The sequence below is a fragment of the Pseudofrankia asymbiotica genome, assembly GCF_001983105.1.
In the GTDB taxonomy this organism is placed as follows: Bacteria; Actinomycetota; Actinomycetes; order Frankiales; family Frankiaceae; genus Pseudofrankia; species Pseudofrankia asymbiotica.
On sequence record NZ_MOMC01000010.1, the window covers coordinates 79,931 to 101,883 of the forward strand.

Annotated in this window: 18 protein-coding genes and 1 pseudogene; 11 read left to right on the plus strand and 8 right to left on the minus strand. The window is 71.6% G+C overall.

Features of this window, described 5'->3' with window-relative positions; genetic code table 11:
• Positions 1-82: 82 nt before the first annotated feature.
• The 4 genes and pseudogenes from BL253_RS05290 to BL253_RS05305 all read left to right on the plus strand — a co-directional run bounded on the left by BL253_RS05290 (position 83) and on the right by BL253_RS05305 (position 4,886).
• Complete coding sequence (locus tag BL253_RS05290) at positions 83-1,075, plus strand: sigma-70 family RNA polymerase sigma factor (RefSeq protein WP_076814079.1); 993 nt, start codon at positions 83-85, stop codon at positions 1,073-1,075.
• 96 nt (positions 1,076-1,171) lie between these two features.
• Positions 1,172-2,632, plus strand: coding sequence for an MFS transporter (locus BL253_RS05295; RefSeq protein WP_081438024.1), 1,461 nt, complete (start codon positions 1,172-1,174; stop codon positions 2,630-2,632).
• A gap of 174 nt (positions 2,633-2,806) precedes the next feature.
• A pseudogene (locus BL253_RS05300) lies at positions 2,807-3,999 on the plus strand (cytochrome P450).
• 68 nt (positions 4,000-4,067) lie between these two features.
• Positions 4,068-4,886 (plus strand): mycofactocin-coupled SDR family oxidoreductase, encoded by an 819-nt coding sequence (locus BL253_RS05305; protein ID WP_076814081.1) that lies wholly within the window; start codon positions 4,068-4,070, stop codon positions 4,884-4,886.
• Between the two features lie 53 nt (positions 4,887-4,939).
• On the opposite strand, the gene BL253_RS05310 is transcribed toward BL253_RS05305, so the two are convergent.
• Positions 4,940-5,929, minus strand: coding sequence for an SDR family NAD(P)-dependent oxidoreductase (locus BL253_RS05310; RefSeq protein WP_081438025.1), 990 nt, complete (start codon positions 5,927-5,929; stop codon positions 4,940-4,942).
• A 648-nt stretch (positions 5,930-6,577) separates the two neighbouring features.
• Positions 6,578-6,781, minus strand: coding sequence for a cold-shock protein (locus BL253_RS05320; RefSeq protein WP_071051949.1), 204 nt, complete (start codon positions 6,779-6,781; stop codon positions 6,578-6,580).
• Positions 6,782-6,880: 99 nt separating this feature from the next.
• Here BL253_RS05320 and BL253_RS44680 point away from each other — a divergent pair, with 99 nt between their 5' ends.
• Positions 6,881-7,009, plus strand: a complete 129-nt coding sequence (locus tag BL253_RS44680) for a hypothetical protein (RefSeq protein WP_274535183.1) — start codon at positions 6,881-6,883, stop codon at positions 7,007-7,009.
• Between the two features lie 322 nt (positions 7,010-7,331).
• Positions 7,332-8,552 (plus strand): RNA polymerase sigma factor, encoded by a 1,221-nt coding sequence (locus tag BL253_RS05325; protein ID WP_076814085.1) that lies wholly within the window; start codon positions 7,332-7,334, stop codon positions 8,550-8,552.
• A gap of 21 nt (positions 8,553-8,573) precedes the next feature.
• Here the strand turns inward: BL253_RS05325 and BL253_RS05330 are convergent, their stop codons facing one another.
• Complete coding sequence (locus BL253_RS05330; RefSeq protein WP_096335921.1) at positions 8,574-9,323, minus strand: GntR family transcriptional regulator; 750 nt, start codon at positions 9,321-9,323, stop codon at positions 8,574-8,576.
• A 133-nt stretch (positions 9,324-9,456) separates the two neighbouring features.
• On the opposite strand from BL253_RS05330, the gene BL253_RS05335 reads away from it, so the two are divergent.
• Positions 9,457-10,632: an amidohydrolase family protein gene (locus tag BL253_RS05335; RefSeq protein ID WP_076814086.1), complete on the plus strand. Its 1,176-nt coding sequence runs from the start codon at positions 9,457-9,459 to the stop codon at positions 10,630-10,632.
• Between the two features lie 59 nt (positions 10,633-10,691).
• Here the strand turns inward: BL253_RS05335 and BL253_RS05340 are convergent, their stop codons facing one another.
• Both BL253_RS05340 and BL253_RS05350 read right to left on the minus strand, forming a co-directional pair.
• On the minus strand, positions 10,692-11,696 hold the full coding sequence (locus tag BL253_RS05340; protein ID WP_241834550.1) for an NAD(P)H-dependent flavin oxidoreductase: 1,005 nt from the start codon (positions 11,694-11,696) through the stop codon (positions 10,692-10,694).
• A 510-nt stretch (positions 11,697-12,206) separates the two neighbouring features.
• Complete coding sequence (locus tag BL253_RS05350; RefSeq protein ID WP_076814094.1) at positions 12,207-13,421, minus strand: beta-ketoacyl-[acyl-carrier-protein] synthase family protein; 1,215 nt, start codon at positions 13,419-13,421, stop codon at positions 12,207-12,209.
• A gap of 290 nt (positions 13,422-13,711) precedes the next feature.
• Between BL253_RS05350 and BL253_RS05355 the strand changes: the two genes are divergently transcribed.
• Positions 13,712-14,050: a hypothetical protein gene (locus tag BL253_RS05355; RefSeq protein WP_076814096.1), complete on the plus strand. Its 339-nt coding sequence runs from the start codon at positions 13,712-13,714 to the stop codon at positions 14,048-14,050.
• A gap of 321 nt (positions 14,051-14,371) precedes the next feature.
• On the opposite strand, the gene BL253_RS05360 is transcribed toward BL253_RS05355, so the two are convergent.
• Complete coding sequence (locus BL253_RS05360; protein ID WP_076814098.1) at positions 14,372-14,941, minus strand: TetR/AcrR family transcriptional regulator; 570 nt, start codon at positions 14,939-14,941, stop codon at positions 14,372-14,374.
• A 96-nt stretch (positions 14,942-15,037) separates the two neighbouring features.
• On the opposite strand from BL253_RS05360, the gene BL253_RS05365 reads away from it, so the two are divergent.
• On the plus strand, positions 15,038-15,997 hold the full coding sequence (locus BL253_RS05365) for an NADP-dependent oxidoreductase (protein ID WP_076814177.1): 960 nt from the start codon (positions 15,038-15,040) through the stop codon (positions 15,995-15,997).
• A gap of 258 nt (positions 15,998-16,255) precedes the next feature.
• Here the strand turns inward: BL253_RS05365 and BL253_RS05370 are convergent, their stop codons facing one another.
• Entirely contained in the window at positions 16,256-16,867 is a 612-nt protein-coding gene (locus BL253_RS05370) for a TetR/AcrR family transcriptional regulator (protein ID WP_076814099.1), read from the minus strand.
• A gap of 151 nt (positions 16,868-17,018) precedes the next feature.
• Between BL253_RS05370 and BL253_RS05375 the strand changes: the two genes are divergently transcribed.
• The gene (locus BL253_RS05375; protein WP_076814100.1) at positions 17,019-18,548 is read left to right on the plus strand and encodes an MFS transporter; all 1,530 of its coding nucleotides are present in this window, start codon (positions 17,019-17,021) and stop codon (positions 18,546-18,548) included.
• Between the two features lie 290 nt (positions 18,549-18,838).
• Here the strand turns inward: BL253_RS05375 and BL253_RS05380 are convergent, their stop codons facing one another.
• Positions 18,839-20,632, minus strand: a complete 1,794-nt coding sequence (locus BL253_RS05380) for a GGDEF domain-containing protein (RefSeq protein WP_076814101.1) — start codon at positions 20,630-20,632, stop codon at positions 18,839-18,841.
• A gap of 324 nt (positions 20,633-20,956) precedes the next feature.
• On the opposite strand from BL253_RS05380, the gene BL253_RS05385 reads away from it, so the two are divergent.
• Positions 20,957-21,937, plus strand: a complete 981-nt coding sequence (locus tag BL253_RS05385) for a zinc-dependent alcohol dehydrogenase (RefSeq protein WP_076814102.1) — start codon at positions 20,957-20,959, stop codon at positions 21,935-21,937.
• Positions 21,938-21,953: the final 16 nt, after the last annotated feature.

Sequence of the window (21,953 nt, forward strand, 5' to 3'; positions counted from 1 at the left end):
AAGCATGGGTGGAAAGCGGTCCGCGTCTGACCAATCGCGCCTCGACCGATTCCTTTTGCCGGCGGCGGAGGTCATAGCCCGTATGACCGCGACAGTCCTGCCCGCCGTCGACCGGGATGACTTCCTCCGGGACGCCGAGGCGTACCGGGCCGAGCTTCTGGCCCACTGCTACAAGATGGTCGGCTCGCTGCACGAGGCCGAGGACCTCGTCCAGGAGACCTATCTGCGGGCGTGGCGGGCATGGGGGTCGTTCGAGGGACGTTCCTCGGTGCGGGCGTGGCTCTACCGGATCGCGACCAACGTGTGCCTGACCGCCCTGCGGCAGAGCCCTCGCCGGGTGCTGCCGTCCGGGCTGGGCGTCCCGGGTCAGGACCCCGACGTGCCGATGCCGGCGCCCGCGGGGGAGGTGCTGTGGCTCGAGCCGTTCCCGGACCTCCTCGGCGGCGGGGGAGACCCGGCCGAGGTGGTGGCGGCCCGCTCCAGCCTGCGGCTGGCGCTGGTCGCGAGCCTGCAGCACCTGCCGGCCCGCCAGCGCGCGGTGTTCATCCTGCGCGAGGCGCTGGCGTTTCCCGCGACCGAGGTCGCGGACATGCTGAACATGAGCGTGGCCGCGGTCAAGAGCGCCCTGCAGCGCGCCCGCGCGAGGCTCGACGAGGTGGCCGCGAGCCCCGAGACGCTCGTCGAACCCGACTCACCCGCGGCCCGGGCGGTCCTGGACCGGTTCATGACGGCGTTCGAGCGCGCCGACGTCGGTGCGATGACCGACCTGCTCCGCGCCGACGCCTCGCTGGAGGTCGTGCCCCTCGGTCGCTGGCTTCCCGGCAAGCGGGCCTGCCTGGCCCATCTGGCGGGTCATGTGCTGACCACCCCGGGGCGGTATCTGCTGTACCCCGTCGTGGCCAACGGCCAGCCCGCGGCCGTCGCGTACCGCCGCCGCCAGGCGCAGGAGCCGCACCTGCCCTTCGGGGTCACGGTCCTGCGCACGGACGGTCACCAGGTCACCCGCATCACGACCTTCGTCGACCCGGCGCTGGTCCGGCTTTTCGGCTTCCCCGACACGCCGCCGGAGGTGTGACCCGCCGCCGCCTGGAGACCGATTCCTCTGTGCCGCGGGGCTGGTCTCCATTGTGTGAGGCCGCATTCGACCGGCGGCCACCGGAAAGGGTTCCAGATGCCATCGCGCACCAAAACGGCGGCCGCACCGTCCGCCGGCTGGATAGTGGTCCTCGCGTCGATCGGCGCATTTGTCACGTCGCTCGACGTCGTCGTCGTGTCGACCGCGTTGCCGTCGTTGCGGCAACATCTGCACGCGAGCCTGTCCGATCTCGAGTGGACGATCAACGGGTACAACCTGGCGTTCGCGTGCGGGATGCTCACCGCGTCCGCTCTCGGCGACCGGTTCGGCAAGCGAACGGTCTACGTCCTGGGCCTCGGGGTCTTCGTCGCCTCCTCCATCGCCTGCGCGCTGGCCGGCGGCACCGACGCGCTGATCGCCGCGCGGGTGGTCCAGGGACTGGGCGCCGCCGCCGTTCTCCCGCTCTCGCTGAGCCTGGTCAGCGACGCCTTCCCCGTGGAGAAGCGCGGTGCGGCCATTGGGATCTGGGGCGCCATCACCGGCCTCGGTGTCGCCGCGGGCCCGGTGCTGGGCGGCGTGATCATTCAGGGGCTCGACTGGCAGTGGATCTTCTGGATCAACGTGCCGGTCGGCCTGGTCACGATGGTGCTCTGCCTGCTGAAGGTCCCCGAGAGCCACGGCGGCCGCACCCAGCTTGACCTGCCCGGCCTCGTCCTGGCCGCGGCCGGGCTCCTCGCCCTCACCTGGGCGCCCGTGCGCGCGCCGTCCGTCGGCTGGGCCAGCGGCGAGACGATCGGCGCCCTCACCGCCGGCGTCGTCCTGTTGGCGGCATTCCTGTACTGGGAGCGCCGCACCCCCGCGCCGATGATTCCCCTGGAGTACTTCCGCCGCCGCGGGTTCTCCACCGCCAACGGCGTCGCGTTCCTGCTCTCCTTCTCCCTGATCGGCTCGCTGTTCATGGTCGCCCAGATGTTCCAGACGGGGCTGGGGCATGATCCGCTGGGTGCCGGGCTGCGCATGCTGGTCTGGAACGCGATGCCGATGCTGGTCGCCCCGGTCGCCGGCGTGCTCTCCGACAGGCTGGGCAACAAGCCGTTCCTGCTCGGCGGGATGTTCCTGCAGGCCGGTGGCCTGCTGTGGCTGGGGCTGGAGGCGAAGCCCGGCGTCGGCTACGGCTCGCTGATACTGCCGCTCGTCGTCTCCGGAATCRGGATCTCGATGGTCTTCCCGACGGTCGCGAACGCGGTCGTCGGCTCGGTCGCGATCACCGAGTCGGGCCTGGCCGCCGGCACGAACAACACCGTGCGCGAGACGGGCGGCGTCTTCGGGGTGGCGGTGCTCGCCGCCGTGTTCGCGGCGAACGGCGGCTATGAGTCGGCGGCCGCGTTCATGCACGGCTTCCGGCACGCCGAGATCGTCGCCGCGGTGGTCGCCGCCGCGGGCGCGCTGGTCGCGGCGCTCGCGCCGAACAAGGCCCAGGCGGCCGCGGCGGTCCCCGGCGCGGCGACCGTGACGCCGCCCCTGGTGGCGGGCGATCTGGACCCGGCCTCCCGGTAGCCGGGGCAGCCGGGCCGCCCGTCCGCCGATCCCGCGATCGGCGGGCGGGCGGCCCGGCGAGCGACATCTGTTGACATTGGGCGATCGCCCAGCTAGAACGGCTGTTAATACTTCCGTGCGTCCGACCGGGCGTTGCCAGCCGCGGTGCCGCGGTCATCGAAAGGGGCTCGCCAGGTGAGTCGTGACGGCGCGGTCTACTGGGATCCCTTCGATCGTGATATCGCCACGGACCCCTATCCCGTCTACCAACGGCTGCGCGCCGAGGCGCCCCTTTACCACAACGACAAGCACGACTTCTACGTGCTCAGCCGCTATGAGGACATCAATCGTGGCCTCATCGACTGGAAGACGTTCTCCTCCGCCCGGGGGCCGATCCTGGAAGTCATCAAGGCGAACATCCGGATTCCACCGGGCACATTGCTGATGGAGGACCCGCCGGCCCACGACATCCATCGAGGTCTTCTCGCGCGGGTGTTCACGCCGCGGCGGGTCGCCTCGCTCGAGACGGAGATCCGGGACTTCTGCACCCGCTGTCTTGACCGGCTCGGCGGCGCCGGCCGCTTCGACGTCATGACGGAGTTCGCGAACGAGGTGCCGATGCGCGTGATCGGGATGCTGCTCGGCATCCCGGAATCGGACCAGGCGGCGGTCCGCGAGCGCGCGGACGCGAAGCTGCGCACCGAGCCCGGGCAGCAGATGAAGGTGTCCGAGAAGGCGCTGATGGACACTGACCTGTTCGCCGACTACATCGACTGGCGCGCCGGGCACCCGTCGGACGACCTGATGACCGAGCTGCTGCGCGCCGAGTTCGTGGACACGGCCGGCACGACCCGCACGCTCACCCGCGCGGAGATCCTGACCTACGTCACCGTCCTGGCCGGCGCCGGCAACGAGACCACGGCCCGGCTGATCGGCTGGCTGGCCGCGCTGCTCGACCGGCACCCCGACCAGCGCGCCGAGCTGGTGGCCGATCCGGGACTGGTCCCGAACGCGGTCGAGGAGACCCTGCGGTTCGAGCCGACCGGCCACGCCGTCGCCCGGTACGTCACGGCCGACGTCGAGCTGCACGACCGGACCGTGCCCGCCGGCAGCGCGATGATGCTGCTGCTCGCCTCGGCGAACCGGGACGAGGACTGCTGGCCGGAGCCCGCCCGGTTCGACATCCACCGCAAGGTCAGCAACCTGCGCACCTTCGGTTCGGCACCCACTACTGCCTCGGAGCCTCACTCGCCCGGCTCGAGGCCAGGATCGCGCTCGAGGAGTTCGTGAAGCGCTTCCCGACGTGGGATGTCGACTGGGAAAACGTCGCGCTGTCGTCGACGTCGACGATGCGCGGTTGGGAAACGTTGCCGATCACCGTCGGCTAGCGTGGGCGCCCGCTTGTCATCGCGGAATGCCCGGCCCTGACCTCCGCACCATGAGCTAAGGATGGGTAATGGGAAAACTGGACGGCAAGGTCGCGTTCATCACCGGTGCCGCGCGCRGCCAGGGCCGCAGCCACGCGATCCGGCTGGCGCAGGAGGGCGCCGACATCATCGCGGTGGACATCTGCGCCCAGATCGCCACGGTGACGTACCCGATGGGCACGGCGGAGGAGCTCGCCCAGACGGYGAAGGAGGTCGAGGCGACCGGCCGGCGCATCGTCGCCCGGCAGGCCGACGTGCGCGATGTGGCCTCGCTGCGGAAGGCCTATGACGAGGGCGTGGCCGAGCTGGGATCGGTCGACATCGTGGTGGCGAACGCCGGCATCGGCGCGGGTGGCGGAAGCGCCTCGGAGGAGGCCGAGTGGGATGACGTCGTCGCCGTCAACCTCACGGGCGTCTGGAACACCGGCCGTGTCGCGATCCCGCCGATGGTCAAGCGGAACCAGGGCGGGTCGATCGTGCTGACCAGCTCCACGGGCGGCCTGATCGGCGTGGGTATCCCCGTGGCGGGTTTCCTGGGCTACACCGCCGCCAAGCACGGCGTCATCGGGCTGATGCGGTCGTGGGCCAACTACCTGGCGCAGTACAGCATCCGGGTGAACAGCGTCGCGCCGACGGCGGTGCGCACGCCCATGGCCGGCGACGGGAACCTGGCCGCGATCCTGGAGAGGTCGCCGGCGCTCGCGGGCGCGCTGACCAACGCGATGCCCGTCGACCTGGTGGAGCCGGTCGACATCTCCAACGCCATCGCGTGGCTGGTGTCCGATGACGCCCGCTACGTGACCGGCACGGTCGTCCCCGTCGACGCCGGCCTGCTCAACAAGCGCTAGGCCGGATCGGCTCGAAGGTCGCTGGCGCGACCGCTCGTCGGCCTGCCCGGCCGTCAGCCGGGCAGGCCGACGAGGGCGACGCTGCGGTCCCAGAGGCCGCGGGCGAGATCCGGGTCGCGTGACTCGCGGGATGTCAGCAGGCGCTCGTGGTGCTGGAAACGGTGCAGGTAGGCGCCGTCGACGGTGCGCGGGTCGGCGCGCACGGCGAGCGCGACCAGTGGCCGCGCGCCCTGGTCGGGAGTGCGCGTGACGAACCGGGCCCACCACCGGCCGCGCAGCCGGATCACGGACCGGGTGTCGCGGCCGAAGCTGCTGGCGACGAAGCCGGGATGGAAGGCGGTCGCGGTCGGCCAGTAGGCCCCCGGGCCCGCGATGGCCCGGGCCGCGACCCGGCGGGTGAGCTCTCGGACGAACAGGACGTTCGCGAGCTTGCTGTCGGCATAGGCCGGGAACTGCCGGTAGGGACGGCGGGTCCGGTCGAGATCGTCGAGGTCGATATGCCCGAGCCGGTTGATGACGCTGCTGGTCATGACCACTCGGGAGCCCGGCGTCGAGGCCAGCCGTGGCATCAGCAGGCCGGTGAGCAGGAACCCGGCGAGATGGTTGACCTGGAAGGTCATCTCGTGGCCGTCCGCGGTGACTCGCCGTTCCGGGAACATCGCCCCGGCGTTGTTCGCCAGCACGTCGATACGCGGGCACAGCCCCAGGATCTCGGCAGCCACTCGCCGAACGTCGTCCAACCGGGCGAAGTCCGCGAGCAGGGGGACCGCGCCGATGCTCGCCGCGACCGCCGGGGTCCGCTCCGGGGATCGCCCCACCACGACGACGCGGGCACCCAGGGTGGCGAAACGCCGCGCGGCCGCCGCGCCGATGCCCGCGCTCGCGCCCGTGACCACGACCGTCCGGCCGTCCAGAGCGCCGGCCGCGGAGCCAGCCTCGCGGCCCGGGGCCCCACCCGCGGCGACCGCCTGGCCGCCAGGGCCGCCAGGGCCGCCAGGGCCGGCGGGTGGTCCAGCGGGGCTCGACCCCGACCCCCCGCCCATGTCCGCAGTCTCTTCCCCATGCCCGGTGCTCGCCACCATGACGCCGGAGCACCGTGACCGGCGGGTGGTGTCGCCCGGGCCCCCCGTCCAGGCGCGGCGAGCCGGTGGAAAACGTGCTCGATGGTTCTGACTGGTACTACCGAACGTCACCGATCTGGTTGACTCTCGGTAATCACGGGTATCTTTCGCCCATATCCCATCCGGAACTTCCTCAATGAGACGGCGCGACGCGCCGGGGGGAGCGGGCATGGAGTACCGAAAAGGTCGCAGATATTCCCTGGTGGTCGCCGCCGCTGTGTTGGGCTCGGTCCTGTCCGTGGCTCCGGCCGCCGTGGCCGCGGAGGCGCCGAGCCATGTCGGCAAGGCGGCGGCCGGCTGTTTCTGGCGTCATGACCCTGGCCACTGGGGCTGGGAGAACGGGCACAGGGCCTGGATCCCCGCTCGCTCCGTCTGGGTCTGCGCGGGGGGCGGGCGGCGGTGATATCTCGCGGCGGTAGGCGGTAGTAGGAGGTAGCTGGCCGCGGGTCGCCGCGATCACGTCGCGTGACGGTTGCCGTGCCTCCCGGGGCCGGCGACGCCCTACAGCGGAAACAGAACAGCGCGCGGCCAAAATGGCCGCGCGCTGTTCAGTGTGAGGTCGAAGCGTCGTCAGACGGGCTGGACGTTTTCGGCCTGTGGGCCCTTCTGGCCCTGCACGATCTCGAACTGCACGTTCTGCCCCTCATCGAGCGACTTGTAGCCATCCGCCACAATCGCCGAGAAGTGGACGAACACGTCCGGACCGCCACCGTCCACGGAGATGAATCCGAAGCCCTTCTCCGCGTTGAACCACTTGACGGTGCCCTGAGCCACGAGCGTTCTCCTTGCTACTTTCCCGGTAGACGTCTCTCGTCTCCCGGTGTCGCGCCGGCCACGGATCACTCCGCATCCGGCCGTTCCGTTCGACGATGCATGACGCTCACACAGCGGAGAACAGGCAACGGCACCACCCTACTCGTTGCTGGCCCCGACGAACCCACCGCGTCCCGGTGCCCGTACCGCGAGTTCACGCCGGTCGCGCGGGTCGCGCTGCTGGTGTGAGGCCGATGAGCGTGCCCGGGGCCGATTGGGCGTCACCGGGGCGGCCAGAGTGGTTCGCCTGCCGGCGAGAACCATGGGGCGGTTGGTCGCGGCTCCCGGCCGCCGCCGCATGATGGCGTAGCCTGACCCAAGTCGCCCGACACGTTCCATCGCCCGACACGACCGTTGTCGGGCGGCGGCGCACCCAACTACACCCTCTGGTCGGCGCCAGTCGCGAGCCGCCGCGGYGGATGCGCTGACGGGCATGAGGCGCCCCCAGGGTCATGACCCATGACTTTGGTGACTCCAACCGCTCAGAACTTCGACAGGCTGGAGCTTAGTCATGGGCAGCAAGACCCGGCCCGGTAGCGCGACGGGTTCGCGGACAGCCACGATCCCTGTCCGCGTCGTCGGCGAGCCGGGCGACGTTCGTATCGCCCAGGAGCCGGGCGACGTCCTGGTCGCCGACGAGCCGGGAGACCCGGGCGAGAACGGCCTCGGCGCGGACGCCGCCGCCGGGGACCGCCTGGATGTCGACGGCGGGGATGACGACGAGCGGGAGGACAGCCGGCCCGGCGACGGTGAGCCGGCCGAGGCGCCGGCGTCGCCCGCCGCCCGGCGCCGGGCGGCGGACTCGCGGGTCTCACCGTCGGCCGCGCACGATCCGGTGCGGATGTATCTGTCGAGCATCGGCAAGACCCCGCTGCTGACCGCGGAGGGAGAGGTCGACCTCGCGAAGCGGATCGAGGCCGGGGTGTTCGCGGGCCACAAGCTCACGACCTGCGGCGACGAGATGTCCGCGCGCCAGCGCCAGGACCTCGAGGCCGTCGAGTGGGACGGGCAGAAGGCCAGCCGGCAGCTCGTCGAGGCCAACCTGCGGCTGGTCGTCTCGATCGCGCGGCGCTACGCCGGGCGGGGGATGCTCTTCCTCGACGTCGTGCAGGAGGGCAACCTCGGCCTCATCAGGGCAGTGGAGAAGTTCGACTACACCAAGGGCTACAAGTTCTCCACGTACGCGACCTGGTGGATCCGGCAGGCGATCACCCGCGCGCTCGCCGACCAGTCCCGGACCATCCGCCTGCCCGTGCACCTCGTCGAACTGCTCAACCAGGTGGCGCGCCTGCGCCGGGAGCTGCTGGTGGAGTTCGGCCGCGAGCCGACCCGGGAGGAGATCGCCGTCGCCCTCGGCGTCACCGCCGCCAGGGTCGACGAGCTGCACCGGATCTCCAGGGAGCCGGTGTCCCTGGACAGCCCGGTCGGCGAGGACGCCGACACCCACCTCGGTGACCTGATCGAGGACACCGCGGCGGTCGAACCGATGGAGGCGGCCATGATCTCGGGCCGCGCGGACCATCTGGGGGCCGTCCTGCGCGCGCTGCCGGACAGGGAACGACGGGTCATCCAGCTGCGGTTCGGCCTGGCGGACGGCCGCAGCCGCACGCTGGACGAGATCGGCCGCGAGTTCGGGCTGACCCGCGAACGCATCCGCCAGATCGAGCAGCGGACGCTGGCGAAGCTGCGCCATCCCGCCCGCTCCGAAGCGCTGCGCGACTACCTCGAATAGACCGCCCGCGGTAGCGGCGGGCTAGGCGCCCGCGACGCTGCTGACCTCTCGGCGCGCCGACTCCGGGCCCGGGCCGTCCACGCGGCCCGCGGCGGCGTTGCTGCCGTCGTCGCGCAGCACGCCGCGCCGGATCAGCTCGCTGATGACCTCTTCGGCGACGGCCCTGGCGTCCGCCACCCTGGCCCGCGACGCCCGGCGCGGATCCCCCGCCGCGATCGCGTCGACGACGCGCGCGTGGGCCTCGACGATCTCGTCGTGGCTTCGCCCGTCGCTCTGGCGGGCCGCCCACTCCAGGAAGCCCCCCAGCCCTCTCAGCTCGGCGAGCAGGCGCGGCGTGGCGCCGGCCCGGTGCTGGACGCGGACGATCTCGTTGGCGAGGTCGTCGCGCCGGGGGCCGGCCGCGCCGCTTCTCCCGAGCTCCCGCAGGAGGTCCTGGAGCTGGGCGATGACCTCCGGGTCGCGGTCCGTCGCGGCGCGGGCGGCCGCGACGCCGCCCAGCAGGCCGAGGACGTGGAAGTCCGCCCGCAGCGTGCGGGCGTCGAAGTGCTGCACGAGGGTCGCGCGGTGCACCCTGGTGGAGACCAGGCCATCCCGCTCGAGCAGCACGAGCGCCTCGCGGACCGGAGTGGGGCTCACGTCGAGTGCCGAGCTGATGCGCTCGACGTCGATGCGGTCGCCGCACCGCAGGCGGCCGTCGAAGATCTCGCGCTGGACGTACTCGACGACCGCCGCGCTCGTCTTCGCCCGTCGCAACAGGGGTTGGGCCGCCACGTCGCCATCGTGGCCGCGCCGGTCGGCACGCGTCAATAAAAAACAAAAAATTGGAGATTGCCGGTGCTGGGAAGTGAGCGTACGCTCAGCTCGGCATCGGGACGGTGTGGTCGAACGGCGCAAGGAGGCCTGAGTGGTCAAGCTGGCTGAAAGTCTGCGGGTGATCGACGCGGACGCTCACATGACCGAGCGGCATGATCTTTTTACCGAGCGGGCGCCGAAGGGGTACGAGGACCGGGTGCCGCACGTCGAGCGGATCGACGGCGTCGACATGTGGGTCATCGAGGGGAAGACCTTCGGCAAGGCCGGGTCGGGCGGCACCATCGACCATGACGGGAAGAAGCACCCGTTCCGCGACTCCCAGGGCGGCGCGTGGGGCATCGGCGACGTGCACCCGGCGGCGTGGGATCCGGCCGCGCGCCTGCGCCTGATGGACGAGCTGGGCATCGACACGCAGATCCTGTACCCGAACGCCATCGGCCTCGGCGGTCAGAACCTGCGGAACTCGGTCCAGGACACGTCCCTGCTGCGGCTCTGCGTCGAGATGTACAACGACGCGATGCAGGAGATCCAGGCGGAGTCCGGCAACCGGCTGCTGCCGATGCCGATCATGCCCGCCTGGGACCTGCAGGGCTGCGTCCGCGAGGCGGAGCGCTGCGCCGCGCTGGGCGCCCGCGGCATCAACATGACCGCCCACCCGCAGGACTCGGGCTCGCCCGACCTCGGCGACCCGGCCTGGGACGCGCTCTGGGACCTCTGCGCGGGCCTGAACCTGCCGGTGCACTTCCACATCGGCGCGAGCCAGACGTCGCTGTCCTACTTCGGCACGACGTACTGGCCCAGCCAGGACGACTACGTCAAGCCGGCGATCGGCGGCGCCTCCCTGTTCCAGAACAACTCGCAGCTCCTGCTCAACAGCTGCTACTCGGGGATGTTCGACCGTAACCCCAACCTGAAGCTGGTCTCCGTCGAGAGCGGCATCGGGTGGGTGCCGTTCATGCTCGAGGCGATGGACTACGAGCTGGAGGAGAACGCGCCCATGTGGGCGAAGAAGCTCCAGAAGCGCCCGTCGGAGTACTTCGAGAGCAACTGGTACGCCACGTTCTGGTTCGAGAACGGCCGCGGGGACCTGCAGCACCTCATCGACCAGGTCGGCGAGAACAACATCATGTTCGAGACCGACTTCCCGCACCCGACGTCCCTGCACCCGGACCCGCTCAGCATGGTGGCCGAGAAGATCTCCACCCTGCGCCCGGAGACCCAGCAGAAGGTCATGGGCGGGAACGCCGCCAAGCTGTACCGGGTCTGAGCCGCCGTGGCCGGGAGGGCCGGGCGGCGGCCTCCCGGCCGTTCCGACCGTTCCGGCCGTTACCAGCCGTTCGCGCGCGCGCCGGCTGCCGCCAGGATCTGGCGGCAGCCGGTCCATGTCTCGTGGACGATGTCCGCCACCGGTTCGACGCGCTCGATGCGGCCGGCGACCTGGCCGGTGTTCGCGAGGCTGGCCGTCAGGTCACCGTCGAAGTAGAGCGCCGGAATGCCGTCCAGGCCCACCTCCGGCCGGCCGGTGGCCAGCACCCTCTCCGCCGCCGGGGTCCGTAGCACCCGCATGGTCGGCAGGCCGGGAACCGAGATCATGACGGTGCCCGTCTCGTCCGCCCCCACCACGGCGTTCTTGACGTTGTCGTGCAGTGGCGACTCCCGCGACGCCAGCATCCGGGTGCCCATCTGCACCCCCTCGGCTCCGAGCACGATCGCCGCCGCCATCGACGGCCCGTCGCAGATCCCGCCAGCCGAGATGATCGGGAGAGACACCCGGGACGCCACCAGCGGAAGCAGCACGAGCGTCGACGCCGCCCTGGCGCTCTTGAACCCGCCGCCCTCGACGCCCTCGACGACGAGGCCGTCCACCCCGGCATCGGCCGCCTTGAGCGCGTTGCGCAGGCTGCCGACCACATGGAACACGGTCAGGCCCGCGTCGTGCAGCCGTCCGGTCAGCACCGTCGGGTCGCCGGCCGAGGTGAGGACCGTGCTGACGCCGGCCTCCACCAGAAGGTCGATGACGCTGGGATCCTTGCGCATCGCGAGCGCGACGTTGGCGCCGACCGGCCGGTCGGTGAGGTCACGGACCCGTTTCAGGTCCGCGCGACCCTGCGGCGAGGTGGTCTCGATGATGCCCAGCGCGCCGGCGTTCGACACGGCGGCGGCGAGCGTCGCCCCGGCTATGAAGGTCATCGGTGCCTGGACGATCGGGATCCGCACGCCGAGCAGGCGGGCGACCCGGTTGGGTAAGGGAGCGGGAGGCTCGGCCCGAGCCGTGGCGGAGGCGTCAGCGGGCACTTGAGCGGCCGCGGGCGAGAGAGCATCTGTGGACACGGGCGCCTCCGAGGCGGCTCGACCGCGCTCCCGGATCACTGGTCGGGTGGGACGCGGCACCTTCGACAGCACAGGATGACGGGTGAGCATGCGGTGGCCGGCGTGGCCGGCGTGGCCGGCGTGGCCGGCGTGGCCGGCGTGGCCGGCGTGGCCGGCGTGGCCGGCGTGGCCGGCGTGGCCGGCGTGGCCGGCAGATCCGACGCCTCACCGACAAGCGAAGGTCAGCGGGGCCCCGCCGGTCAGCCGCCTTCGAACACTAGACCGCGGAGCCTCGCCATTCAGCTGGTGCGCCGTTAGATTCCCCCGTCGCGGGTTCCCAGCTCCCTCCGCCATTTCCCAGCTTGCTCCGCCACTCAACCGGCAATGGGTGGAATAGATCTTGAGAGGCTCCCCGAGCCGTCGCGTTCCCAGCCCTCACCGCCACTTCCCAGCTTGCGCCGCCACTCCGCAGGCAATGGGGATGGGATCTTGCGGCCAGCTCCGCGAGGCCGCCGACGAGCGCCATTTGTTCTATGCAGGTTTGAAGGCCAGGGTGACGTTGTGCCCGCCGAATCCGAACGAGTTCCCGATGGCGGCGTGAACGTTTTCTCGCCGTGCTTTGTCCGCGACGATGTCGAGTTTGATGGCCGGGTCGAGGTGCTCGAGATTGCGGGTCGGTGGTATCAGCTTGTGGTGGAGGCTGAGGATCGCGACGATCGCGCCGATGGCCCCGGAGGCACCGAGAAGGTGCCCGGTCATCGACTTTGACGCGGTCACCGCGGCGTGGTTGCCGATGGCCTGGGTGAGTGCCTCGGCTTCCAGCGGGTCACCGACCGGAGTCGAGGTTGCGTGGGCGTGGACCAGACCGATGTCTGTCGGGGCCAGCCCGGCCGTGCGCAGAGCGATCCTGATGGCCCGGGCCTGCCCACCGGGGTCGGCGGCGACGATGTCGTGGGCGTCGGACGTCATCCCGGCGCCAGCCACCGTCGCGTACACACGGGCACCGCGAGCACGGGCGAACTCGGCGCGCTCCAGAACGACAAGGCCCGCTCCTTCCCCGAGGACGAAGCCATCCCGATCCGCGTCGAACGGCCGGGAGGCGCCCTCGGGGTCATCGTGCCGGGTTGAGAGCGCCTTCATCTGAGCGAACGCACCCAGCGTCAGGCCGGCGATCGGGGCCTCCACACCGCCGGCGACGACGACGTCGGCGCTGCCCCGGCGGATCATCTCCATGCCGTCCGCGATCGCCTCCGCTCCGGACGCGCACGCGCTCACCGGGGTACGGGCGCCGCCCCGCGCTCCCAGGTCGATGCTGACCCAGGCAGCCGGCCCGTTGGCCATCAACATCGTGATGGCATGCGGCGAAAGCTTGCGAGGCCCGGCCTCCATCAGAACCTGCTGCTGGGACAAGGTCGTGCGTACTCCACCGATGCCCGTCCCGATCACCACGGAAAGCCGCTCCGGCTCCACTGCCGGCGTCCCCGCGTCACCCCAGGCCTCCCTGGCGGTCACCACCGCCATCTGCTCACACCGATCCAACCGGCGCCCCTCCCGGTAGGACAGCGACGCGGCCGGATCGGCCGGCAGCTGACCCACGAGACGCACCGGCAGGTCAGCGGCCCACGGCTCCTCCAATGTTGGAATACCAGACGTTCCCGCCGTCAGAGCATTCCACGAGGCATGTAGATCGGCTCCAACTGGAGTCATTGCGCCCATGCCCGTAACCACGACCTCGCCGCCCGCCACGTTGTCCCCTTCACACTCAGATCGCCAAGACTCGCCACGAGAACCTCGTGCAACGCTGCCAGGCCATCCCCGGACGGTCCAGCAGGCTAACCTCTCGGGTCACCAACATCGACTTGTAGGTCACCTACAAATTGACGCTCACGATCGGCCTGAATCACCTCAACGCACCAGGAGACTGATCTTGTGAGGAGCGAGGTGCGCTGGGAGGACCTGAACCGTGCCCACGGCTACACGGGCCTTGACGCGCTCATGCAGGGCGCCGACTCAACAACCTGATCGGCGTCGGCTACGTGCAGCAGCACCCAGACAGTAAGATCCGCTACACCCTGCTCGACCCGAGCGGCGTACGGACCAGCTTCTCCGGCGAGTACGAAGACGAGACCGCGGCCGCCATCGAGGCGATGTGCGCCGCCGCTCGCCCGCTCGACGAGGGCATCATGCCGGTCATGGTGACACTGACCGACCCGCTTCACACGCCACTGCCAGCATCGATGGCCGGCGGCCCGCTGCCGCTGGATGGCTCAGCCTTCGACGCCGAGGACACCCGTAGGCGGGGCGAGCTCCCGCGGACCTGCTCGCCGAGTACCAAAGCCCGCTGCGCGGCGAGCGCCGCAGCGAGGTCGCCATAACCAGGCCTGTCGATCTCGCCGCGGAACTGCCACCAGAACCTGGCAGGTCAGCATTTCGCCTACTGACATCCGGGCTGGGAAACCCCTGGCAGCACGTCACCGGTTGGAAGATCGACGGCGGAACCCACAGGTAGGTTCTCGCGCCGCGTGTCGTTTTCCCAAGCCGGATGTCGTCTCCCTGGCGAAAATGACAAGATCCAGGTAGGCGATCTTCGGTGCGCTTCGGCTCGCGGGCGCGGGCTCGGCCAGGTGGTCTATCTCGCGAGGTTGTTGCCATCGCCTCACCTCGATCGCCGCGCTGTTCGCGGCTGGAGGAGCGGCTCAGGGTGTAGGCCGTAGGCCGTCCATCAGAATGTTCAGCAGCCGACCTGCCCTGGCGTCGGGTGGGTGGGCCACGGTGAAGATGCCGATCAGGCTGGCGGCGATGTCTTCGGCGGTGACATCGGAGCGAAGCTCGCCCGTCGAGCGGCCGGCGTCGAGGAGGGCGTCGATGGCCGCGAGCAGCTCGGTCTGGGTCCGGGCGTGGGCGATCTCGCCCGAGTCGATCATCGCGTGCAGCGTGTCGAGCATGCCGTTCTTGGTAGCGATCCACTCCCCGAACAGGTCCATCCAGCGTCGCAGCGCCGCGGGCGGGGGAAGCTGGGCGAGTAGCTCGCGGGCGCCGGCGGTGAGCCGCGCGACCTGATCGCGGTAGATCGCGTCGACGAGAGACTCGCGGGTGGGGAAGTGTCGGTAGAGCGTGGCGATGCCGACCCCAGCTTCGCGTGCGATCGCGCGCATGGACGGCTCGGTGCCGTCGGCAGAGAGGAACACGCGGGTCGCCACGTCGAGGAGCTGGTTGCGGTTGCGGGTCGCGTCCGCACGCAGCGCGCGAGTGTCTGACTCTGCCAAAACGGAACACGCTCCGATTGCGGTAGGGTGCCTACTGCAAACGGAGCATAGTCCGTTTTCGTCGCCGTCTGTCGCGGCCAAGGGAGACACGTGAGCATGCAGAAACCGGGCGTCCACACGTCGGCGACCACCAGCCGAGCGATCCGGCTCGAGTCCTTCGGCGGACCCGAGGTCCTGAGCCTCCGCGAGGTACCCGCGCCGCGGGCCGCCTCCGGGCAGATCCGCGTGCGGGTCACCGCGGCTGGACTCAACCCGATGGACTGGATCATCACCTCCGACGCGGACACCGCCACACGGTTCGGCCTGACCCCGCCGTTCGGGTTCGGAACCGACTACGCCGGGGTCGTGGACCAGGCCGGTGACGGCGTGACCGCGTTCGCGGTCGGCGACCGGGTGTTCGGTGGCGCACTTTCCCGCGCGGTCGCCGACCATGTCGTCATCGACGTGGCAGGGGCCATCGCGGTGGGCGGCGACGCGCACAGGACCCCCGACGGAGTCGACGACCGCACCGCCGCCACCCTCGCCATCGCGGGGTGCACGGCCGCGGCCGCCCTCGCCGTCGTCAACCCGGGACCGGGCGACACGCTGCTCATCGGCGGCGCCGGAGGCGGGGTCGGCGTGTTCGCTGTCCAGCTCGCCCGCCTCGCGGGCGCACGAGTGATCGGGACGGGATCGGCGACATCAGCCGACGCCCTGCGCGCCCTCGCGGCTGAGCCGGTCGCCTACGGCGACGGCCTGCTCGACCGGGTCCGCGCCATGGCTCCCGCCGGGGTCACCGCGGCGATCGACCTGTTCGGGACAGAGACAATGCACGTGGCACGAGAACTTGGCGTGCCTGACGAGCGCATCACCACCATCGCCGCACAGGTCGACGGGATCACACCGGCGAACGGCGCCAACGCCGCCCCCGGCGCCATCGAACAGATCGCTCGCCTGGTCGCGGCGGGTCAGCTTCGTGTGCCCATCGCGGCGACTTTCCCGGTGGAGCAGATCCGCGCGGCAGTCGAGCTTCAGGCCAGCCGGCACGTGCACGGCAAGGTCGTCATCGACCTCTAGCCTTCGCCTGTCGAGGCAATTGTGATCTTGGGAGGTCTCGCCCACATCGGTTGTTCACGTGGCTGCTGCTCGGTGGCGGCACTGGTGTCGCAACGGATGGGGCCGTGGTGCACCCCTGATCAGGGGCGGCCATCGAGACGGCGGACCGCACGCCGGCGCGGAATGCCAGTGAAACAAGATCAGCTTTAGGTTCCGAAGGTTGGTCCAGGGTGTGGCCTGGCGGACGCGCCGGCGCCGGTGAGGACGCGCCGGCGCCGGTCAGGACGCGGCGGCCGACGGGGGCGGCGCGGGCAGGCCGGCCAGGGTCGCGTCGACGACGGCGACGAGTTCAGCCCGGTCCAGCCCAATCCCGATCAGGGAGCCGATGCCCCGGAAGTCGACGACCAGCAACGTCGCCAGCGTGACCGGATCGGCCGCCGGATCGAGGTCGCCGTTGCGCTGCGCCGCCCGCAGGCAGCCGGCCAGGGCCGCCCGCTGCGCTTCGAAGCCCTGGCGTAGCCGTGCCGTGGCGTCCCGGTCGCGTCCGGCCAGCTCGACGGTGAAGCGGCTGGTCATGCAGGCCAGCTGCTCGGGGTCGTTCAGCTGCCGGTCGACCGCGTCGATGAAGTAGGCCCGCAGGCGCTCCATCGCGGTCTCGTCCGGGCCGGCCAACGCGGCGGCGCCAGACGCCTCGTCCTGGTCGCAGTAGTCCCCCAGGGCGGTCAGGAACAGCGTGCGCTTGTCGCCGAAGGCGGCGTAGAGGCTGCCGCGGCCGAGCCCCGTCGCGGCCGAGATGTCATCGAGGCTCGTCCCGTCGTAGCCGTTCTTGCGGAACTCGCGCTCGACGGCCGCCAGCACCTCCCGCCGGTCAAAGCCAGGTGGGCGCCCCATCGGGCGATCGTATCCACGGATCTGGTTGTTGGCGGAATAGTCCAGAACCCTCGGGGTTCTTTACTGAGCAGTCCAGATCGTTGGGCCTCCATGCCGACCGGGTCCCGTGYCGCACACGCCGGGCCCCCGACCGCGAGATGCGAGCCACCTCATGACTCAGCAGGACGCCCAGCCCGACCGGGCCGGTCCCACCCTCGGCGCCGTCCCGCCCATCCCGAGCCAGCGCCGTGCGGGCGCCGTCGCCCGACCCGTCTCCCCGGCCCTGCTGCTGGCGATCCTGTCGATCGCGAGCTTCCTGGCCCAGCTCGACGTGTGGGTCACCAACGTCGGCCTGCCCGCCATCGGGCGCGGCACCCACGCCGGTTCCCTGGGCGACCTGAGCTGGGTGCTCAACGGCTACGCGATCGTCTACGCCGCGCTGCTGGTGCCGGCCGGCCGCCTCGTGGACCGGTTCGGCCGCAAGGGCGGCTTCCTGCTCGGCCTGACCGTGTTCGCCGTCRCCAGCATCGGCGCCGGCCTGTCCGGCGACATCTGGGTGCTGGTCGGGTTCCGGGTCCTGCAGGCCGTCGGCGCGGCCCTGCTCACCCCGGCCAGCCTCGGCCTGGTGCTGCTGACCGCGCCCGCGGCGAAGGTCGGCACCTACGTGAAGATCTGGTTCACCACCGGCGCGCTGTCGGCCGCCTCCGGCCCGGTGCTGGGCGGCCTGCTCGTGGAGGCGTCCTGGCGGTGGCTGTTCCTGGTGAACATCCCGGTCGCGGTGGCCGCGATCGCGATGGGCGCCCGCTACCTGCCCAGCAGCCGGGACGCCGGCGACCATCTGCCCGACCTGCGCGGCGGCGGGCTGCTCATCGTCGCGATCGGCGCGCTGGCCCTGGGGCTGGTCAAGGCGCCGGACTGGGGCTGGTCGAGCGTCCGGGTGGTCGTCGCGTTCGTCCTCGCGGCGGTCGCGCTGGCGTTGTTCCTGGCCAGCTCCGCCCGCCACCCGGCGCCGGTCATCACCCTCTCCCTGTTCCGGAACCGGGTGTTCACCACCGCCAACCTGGTGGCCACCGTAGCCTTCATCGCCTTCGGGATCGAGCTGCTCTCGACGATCCTGTGGCTCCAGGGTCACTGGCACTACTCGGTGATCCGCACCGGGCTGGCCTCCACGCCTGGCCCGGTGATGTTCGCGGTCGGCTCGGCGGTCGCGGAGACCCTCCAGGCGCGTACCCGGCTGCGGGCCGGACGGATCGCGGTCGCGGGCGCGCTGCTCGCCGCCATCGGCACGATCATGCTGATCCACCTGGTCACCGACGAGCCGCGGTTCGTGGCCGCGTTCCTGCCGACCTGGGTGGTCCTCGGCCTGGGTTACGGCCTGGCGGTGCCGACCGCGATCACCCGGGCCACAGTCGGCCTGCCACCGAAGGACTCCGCGACCGGCAGCGCGATCGTGACGATGGCCACCCAGCTCGGCTCGGTCATCGGGATCAGCGTCCTGGTCGCGATCCTGGGCCGCGCCTCCGGCGCGGCGAGCCACGCGGTCTTCCAGCACGCCTGGTACGTGTCGGCCGGAGCACTCGTGGCGGCGGCCCTCGCCTCGTTCGGCCTGGACTCGCCAGCCACAGCACCGTCCCGACCCGACCTCCCACCGGCCCGAGCGAGTGCCGCCGACGCCAACGATCCGGAGGCGGCCCGGCTGTGAGGACACCGCCGGCTCAGGCCGGCTCGGTGTCCACGGCCGCCGACGCGGAGCGTGGCATCCGGGCTGGCCGGCACCGCTGGGCGGGTCCGCGCCGGCAACGCGCGGCCAGGCCGCGTCCACCCGCCGGCGCAGGCTCACCCGGTCGCCACCCATCGTCAAGTCGGCGACGGACCGCCGATCGTCGCCGCCGGTCCGCGACTACGACACGCTGATCCTCGCCTACACCGCGCCACTTAGGAAACAATTGCGGAAGCGCGCGACGAATGCGGCCGGCAGTGAGTTCCAGGGCCTCAGCGGCGGGCGGTCCGCCGCGGGCCGCGGGTGGTCCGGCGAGCGCGGCGGCGGCGGTTCTTGGCGGCGTACATCGCCTGGTCGGCACGGTGGAGCAGCTCCTCGGTGCTGGCGACCGGGGAGCTGGTGTCGGCCACGGCGACACCGACGCTGGCCTGGACGTCGCGCCGCCGGCCGTGGACCTGGAACGCCGGGCGCAGCGCCTCCTGGATGCGCGCGGCGGTGTTTTCACCCATCGCCCGTGGGCCGTCGGGCAGGCCGCGCATCAGGACGGCGAACTCGTCGCCGCCGAGGCGGGCGGTGAGGTCCTCCTGGCGGACGGCACCGCGCAGCCGCCCGGCCACCGCGCGCAGCAGCTCGTCGCCGGCGTGGTGGCCGAGGGTGTCGTTGACCATCTTGAAGTCGTCGAGGTCGCAGAACAGCACGACCAGCGGCCGGCCGGCGGTCCGGTGGGCGTCGACGGCGCGGTCGACCTCGGCGGTGAACAGGGAACGGTTGGCCAGGCCGGTCAGCGGGTCGTGCTGCGCCTGGTGGCGCAGCCCGCGCTGTGTCGCGCGCAGGCTCGCCAGCAGCCGGGTGTTCTGCGCGACCGTGACCATCTGGCGGACCGCGACCAGCGTGGCGAGCACGATCGAGAGCTGCAGGGTCAGGCCCTGCAACGCCTCGCCCCGGACGGCGGGCACGACGACGAGCAGGGAGGCGACGCCCACCGGCAGATACGGCAGGTAGGCATGGACCCACAGGTACAGGTCCTCGCCGCCGATCCGGCCGAGCCATACCCGCGGGCTCCTCGCCGGTGCCATCGGGATCACCATTCCCAGCGCGAGGACCGGCGGGCCGAAAACCAGGCCGATCCAGTACAGCGCCGTGTCCTGGACCTGGAACGGCCCCCGCACCGTCAGGTACACCAGCGTCGTCTCGGAGATGGAGAAGAACAGCAGCCCGACGGTGAGCAGCCACATCGCCCTGCCATTGTGGGGCCTTCGGAACGTCAGCAGCAGCAGGGCGACCACGACCAGCACCACCTCGCTGAGCGGGTACGCGAGCGCCACCACGAACGGCCACCCGCTGACACCGCTCTCGGCGACGTGTCTCAGCACCGCCACCCAGGCGATCAGGAACATCGACACCACGATCACCAGGCCATCGAGCGCGACCACCACGGCGGCGACCAGGCGTCCGGCGCCGTCGTCGTCGGCGGCGAGCGGAGGTGCGCGCTGCGCGCCGGACCTGTCCGCCGGGGTGGTCGGAATGGTCAGCAGTCCGATCAGGGCCAGCAGGGGGGCCAGGAGGTAGATCCCGTCCTCGGCGCGCAGCCTGAGTAAGGAACGGCCGGGGTCCGCCCAGACGATGCTCCAGTAGACCGCGCCGACCAGGGTGGAGAGCAGGCCGCTGCTCACGAGCAGCCGCCAGCGTCGCTCGACGCCGCGGCTGCGCACGATGGCGACGGCGGCCAGGGTGACGGCGAACACGCTGCAGGCGACCAGGGCCACGCCCTGGAAGACCACCAGCCGCCGGCCAGTCAGGAAGTCCAGCGGCAGGAGCGCCGCCACGATCAGCAGCGCGGTACCGCCGACCATCCGCCGGTACGTCCGCTCGCTGACCGGCCCGTCCACCCGCGCCACCGCCGCGCTCGCCGCCGCGGCCTCCGCCGGATCCTGAGCCAGGTGTGCACCCTGCTCCAGGTGGTCCCCCTGGGCCAGGTCGGCGTTCCGGGTCAGGCCGGCGGGGCCGCGGTCGGCGGACGCGGCGGGCGAGCGGCGGCCATCCGCGCGATCACCGTCAAGCGACACCTCATCCCCCTTCCGTTCCAGGGTCGCCGCCCGGGCAGGTCCGCACACGTCCGAACCTTTCGCACCGTGACCGGGGCTCCGGCCGATCAGGGCCGGGACAGGCCGCCGAGGAGAAGGTCGAAGAGGCGCCGGCCCAGATCCGGAGCCTGGGGCTGGCCGCCGAGGATCAGCGCGAACCCGCCGAGCGCGAGGAGGACGTCTGCGGGGTCGAGGTCGTCGCGGAGCCGCCCCGCTGCCGGCCGCCTCGTCCCGAAACATGTATATGGATTAGGGGACGGACGAGGTAGCGCGGCCGCGGGACGGCCGCCGGTCAGTGGAGGTGCCATGCGTGCGGCTGTAGTCGCCACGGGCGGACGGTACGAGATCACCGAGGTGGCGGACCCGTCGCCCGGTCCCGGCGAGTTACTCCTGCGGGTCACGGCCTGCGGGTTCTGTGGCTCGGACGTGAAGGCGCGGGCGGCCATGCCCGAGGGGACGGTGATGGGGCACGAGTTCGGCGGCGAGGTCGTCGGGGTCGGGCCCGGTGTGGCGGACTGGCGGGAGGGCGCGCACGCGGCGGTACTGCCGGCGCTGTCGTGCGGGCGGTGCGAGTGGTGCGCCGCCGGCTACGTGATCCACTGCCCGAAGGTGCGGCTCGTCGGGCTCGGCGGTGTCGGTGGCGGCTTCGCCGAGCTGGCCGTGGTGACGGCGGCGGCCGCGTTCCCGCTGACCCCGGAGATCGACCCGCTGCACGGCGCGCTGGTGGAGCCGTTCGCGGTGGGCCTGCACACGGCCCGCGCCGGGCGGTTCGGCGACGGTGACGACGTGCTCGTGGTCGGCGCCGGGACGGTCGGCCTGACCACCGTCGCCTGGGCGCGGGCGCGCGGCGCCCGCCGGATCACCGCCGTCGACCCGGCCGCGCAGCGCCGGGCGGCCGCCGGGTCGTTCGGGGCCACCGACGTCCTCGCCGCCGTCGAGGAGGCGCAGGCCAGCTCGTACGACGTGGTCGCCGAGTGCGCGGGGAAGGCCGCGCTGCTCGACGCCTGCGTCACCGCCGCCCGGCCGCGCGGCCGGATCGTGATGGCCGGGGTGACGATCGAGCCGACTCCGTTCCAGTCGTGGGCGGCGGTGATGAAGGAGGTCTCCCTCGGCTTCGCCGTGTACTACACGCCGGAGGAGTTCCGCACCGTCATCGCCGCGTTCACCAGCGGCCTGATCGCCCCGGCGCCGCTGCTGGCCAGGCAGGTCGAGCTCRCCCAGGTCAACGAGGCGTTCGACGACCTGGCCCAGGTCGTCGCCGACGGGAAGATCCTCATCCGGCCCTGACATCGCCTTGGCTGCT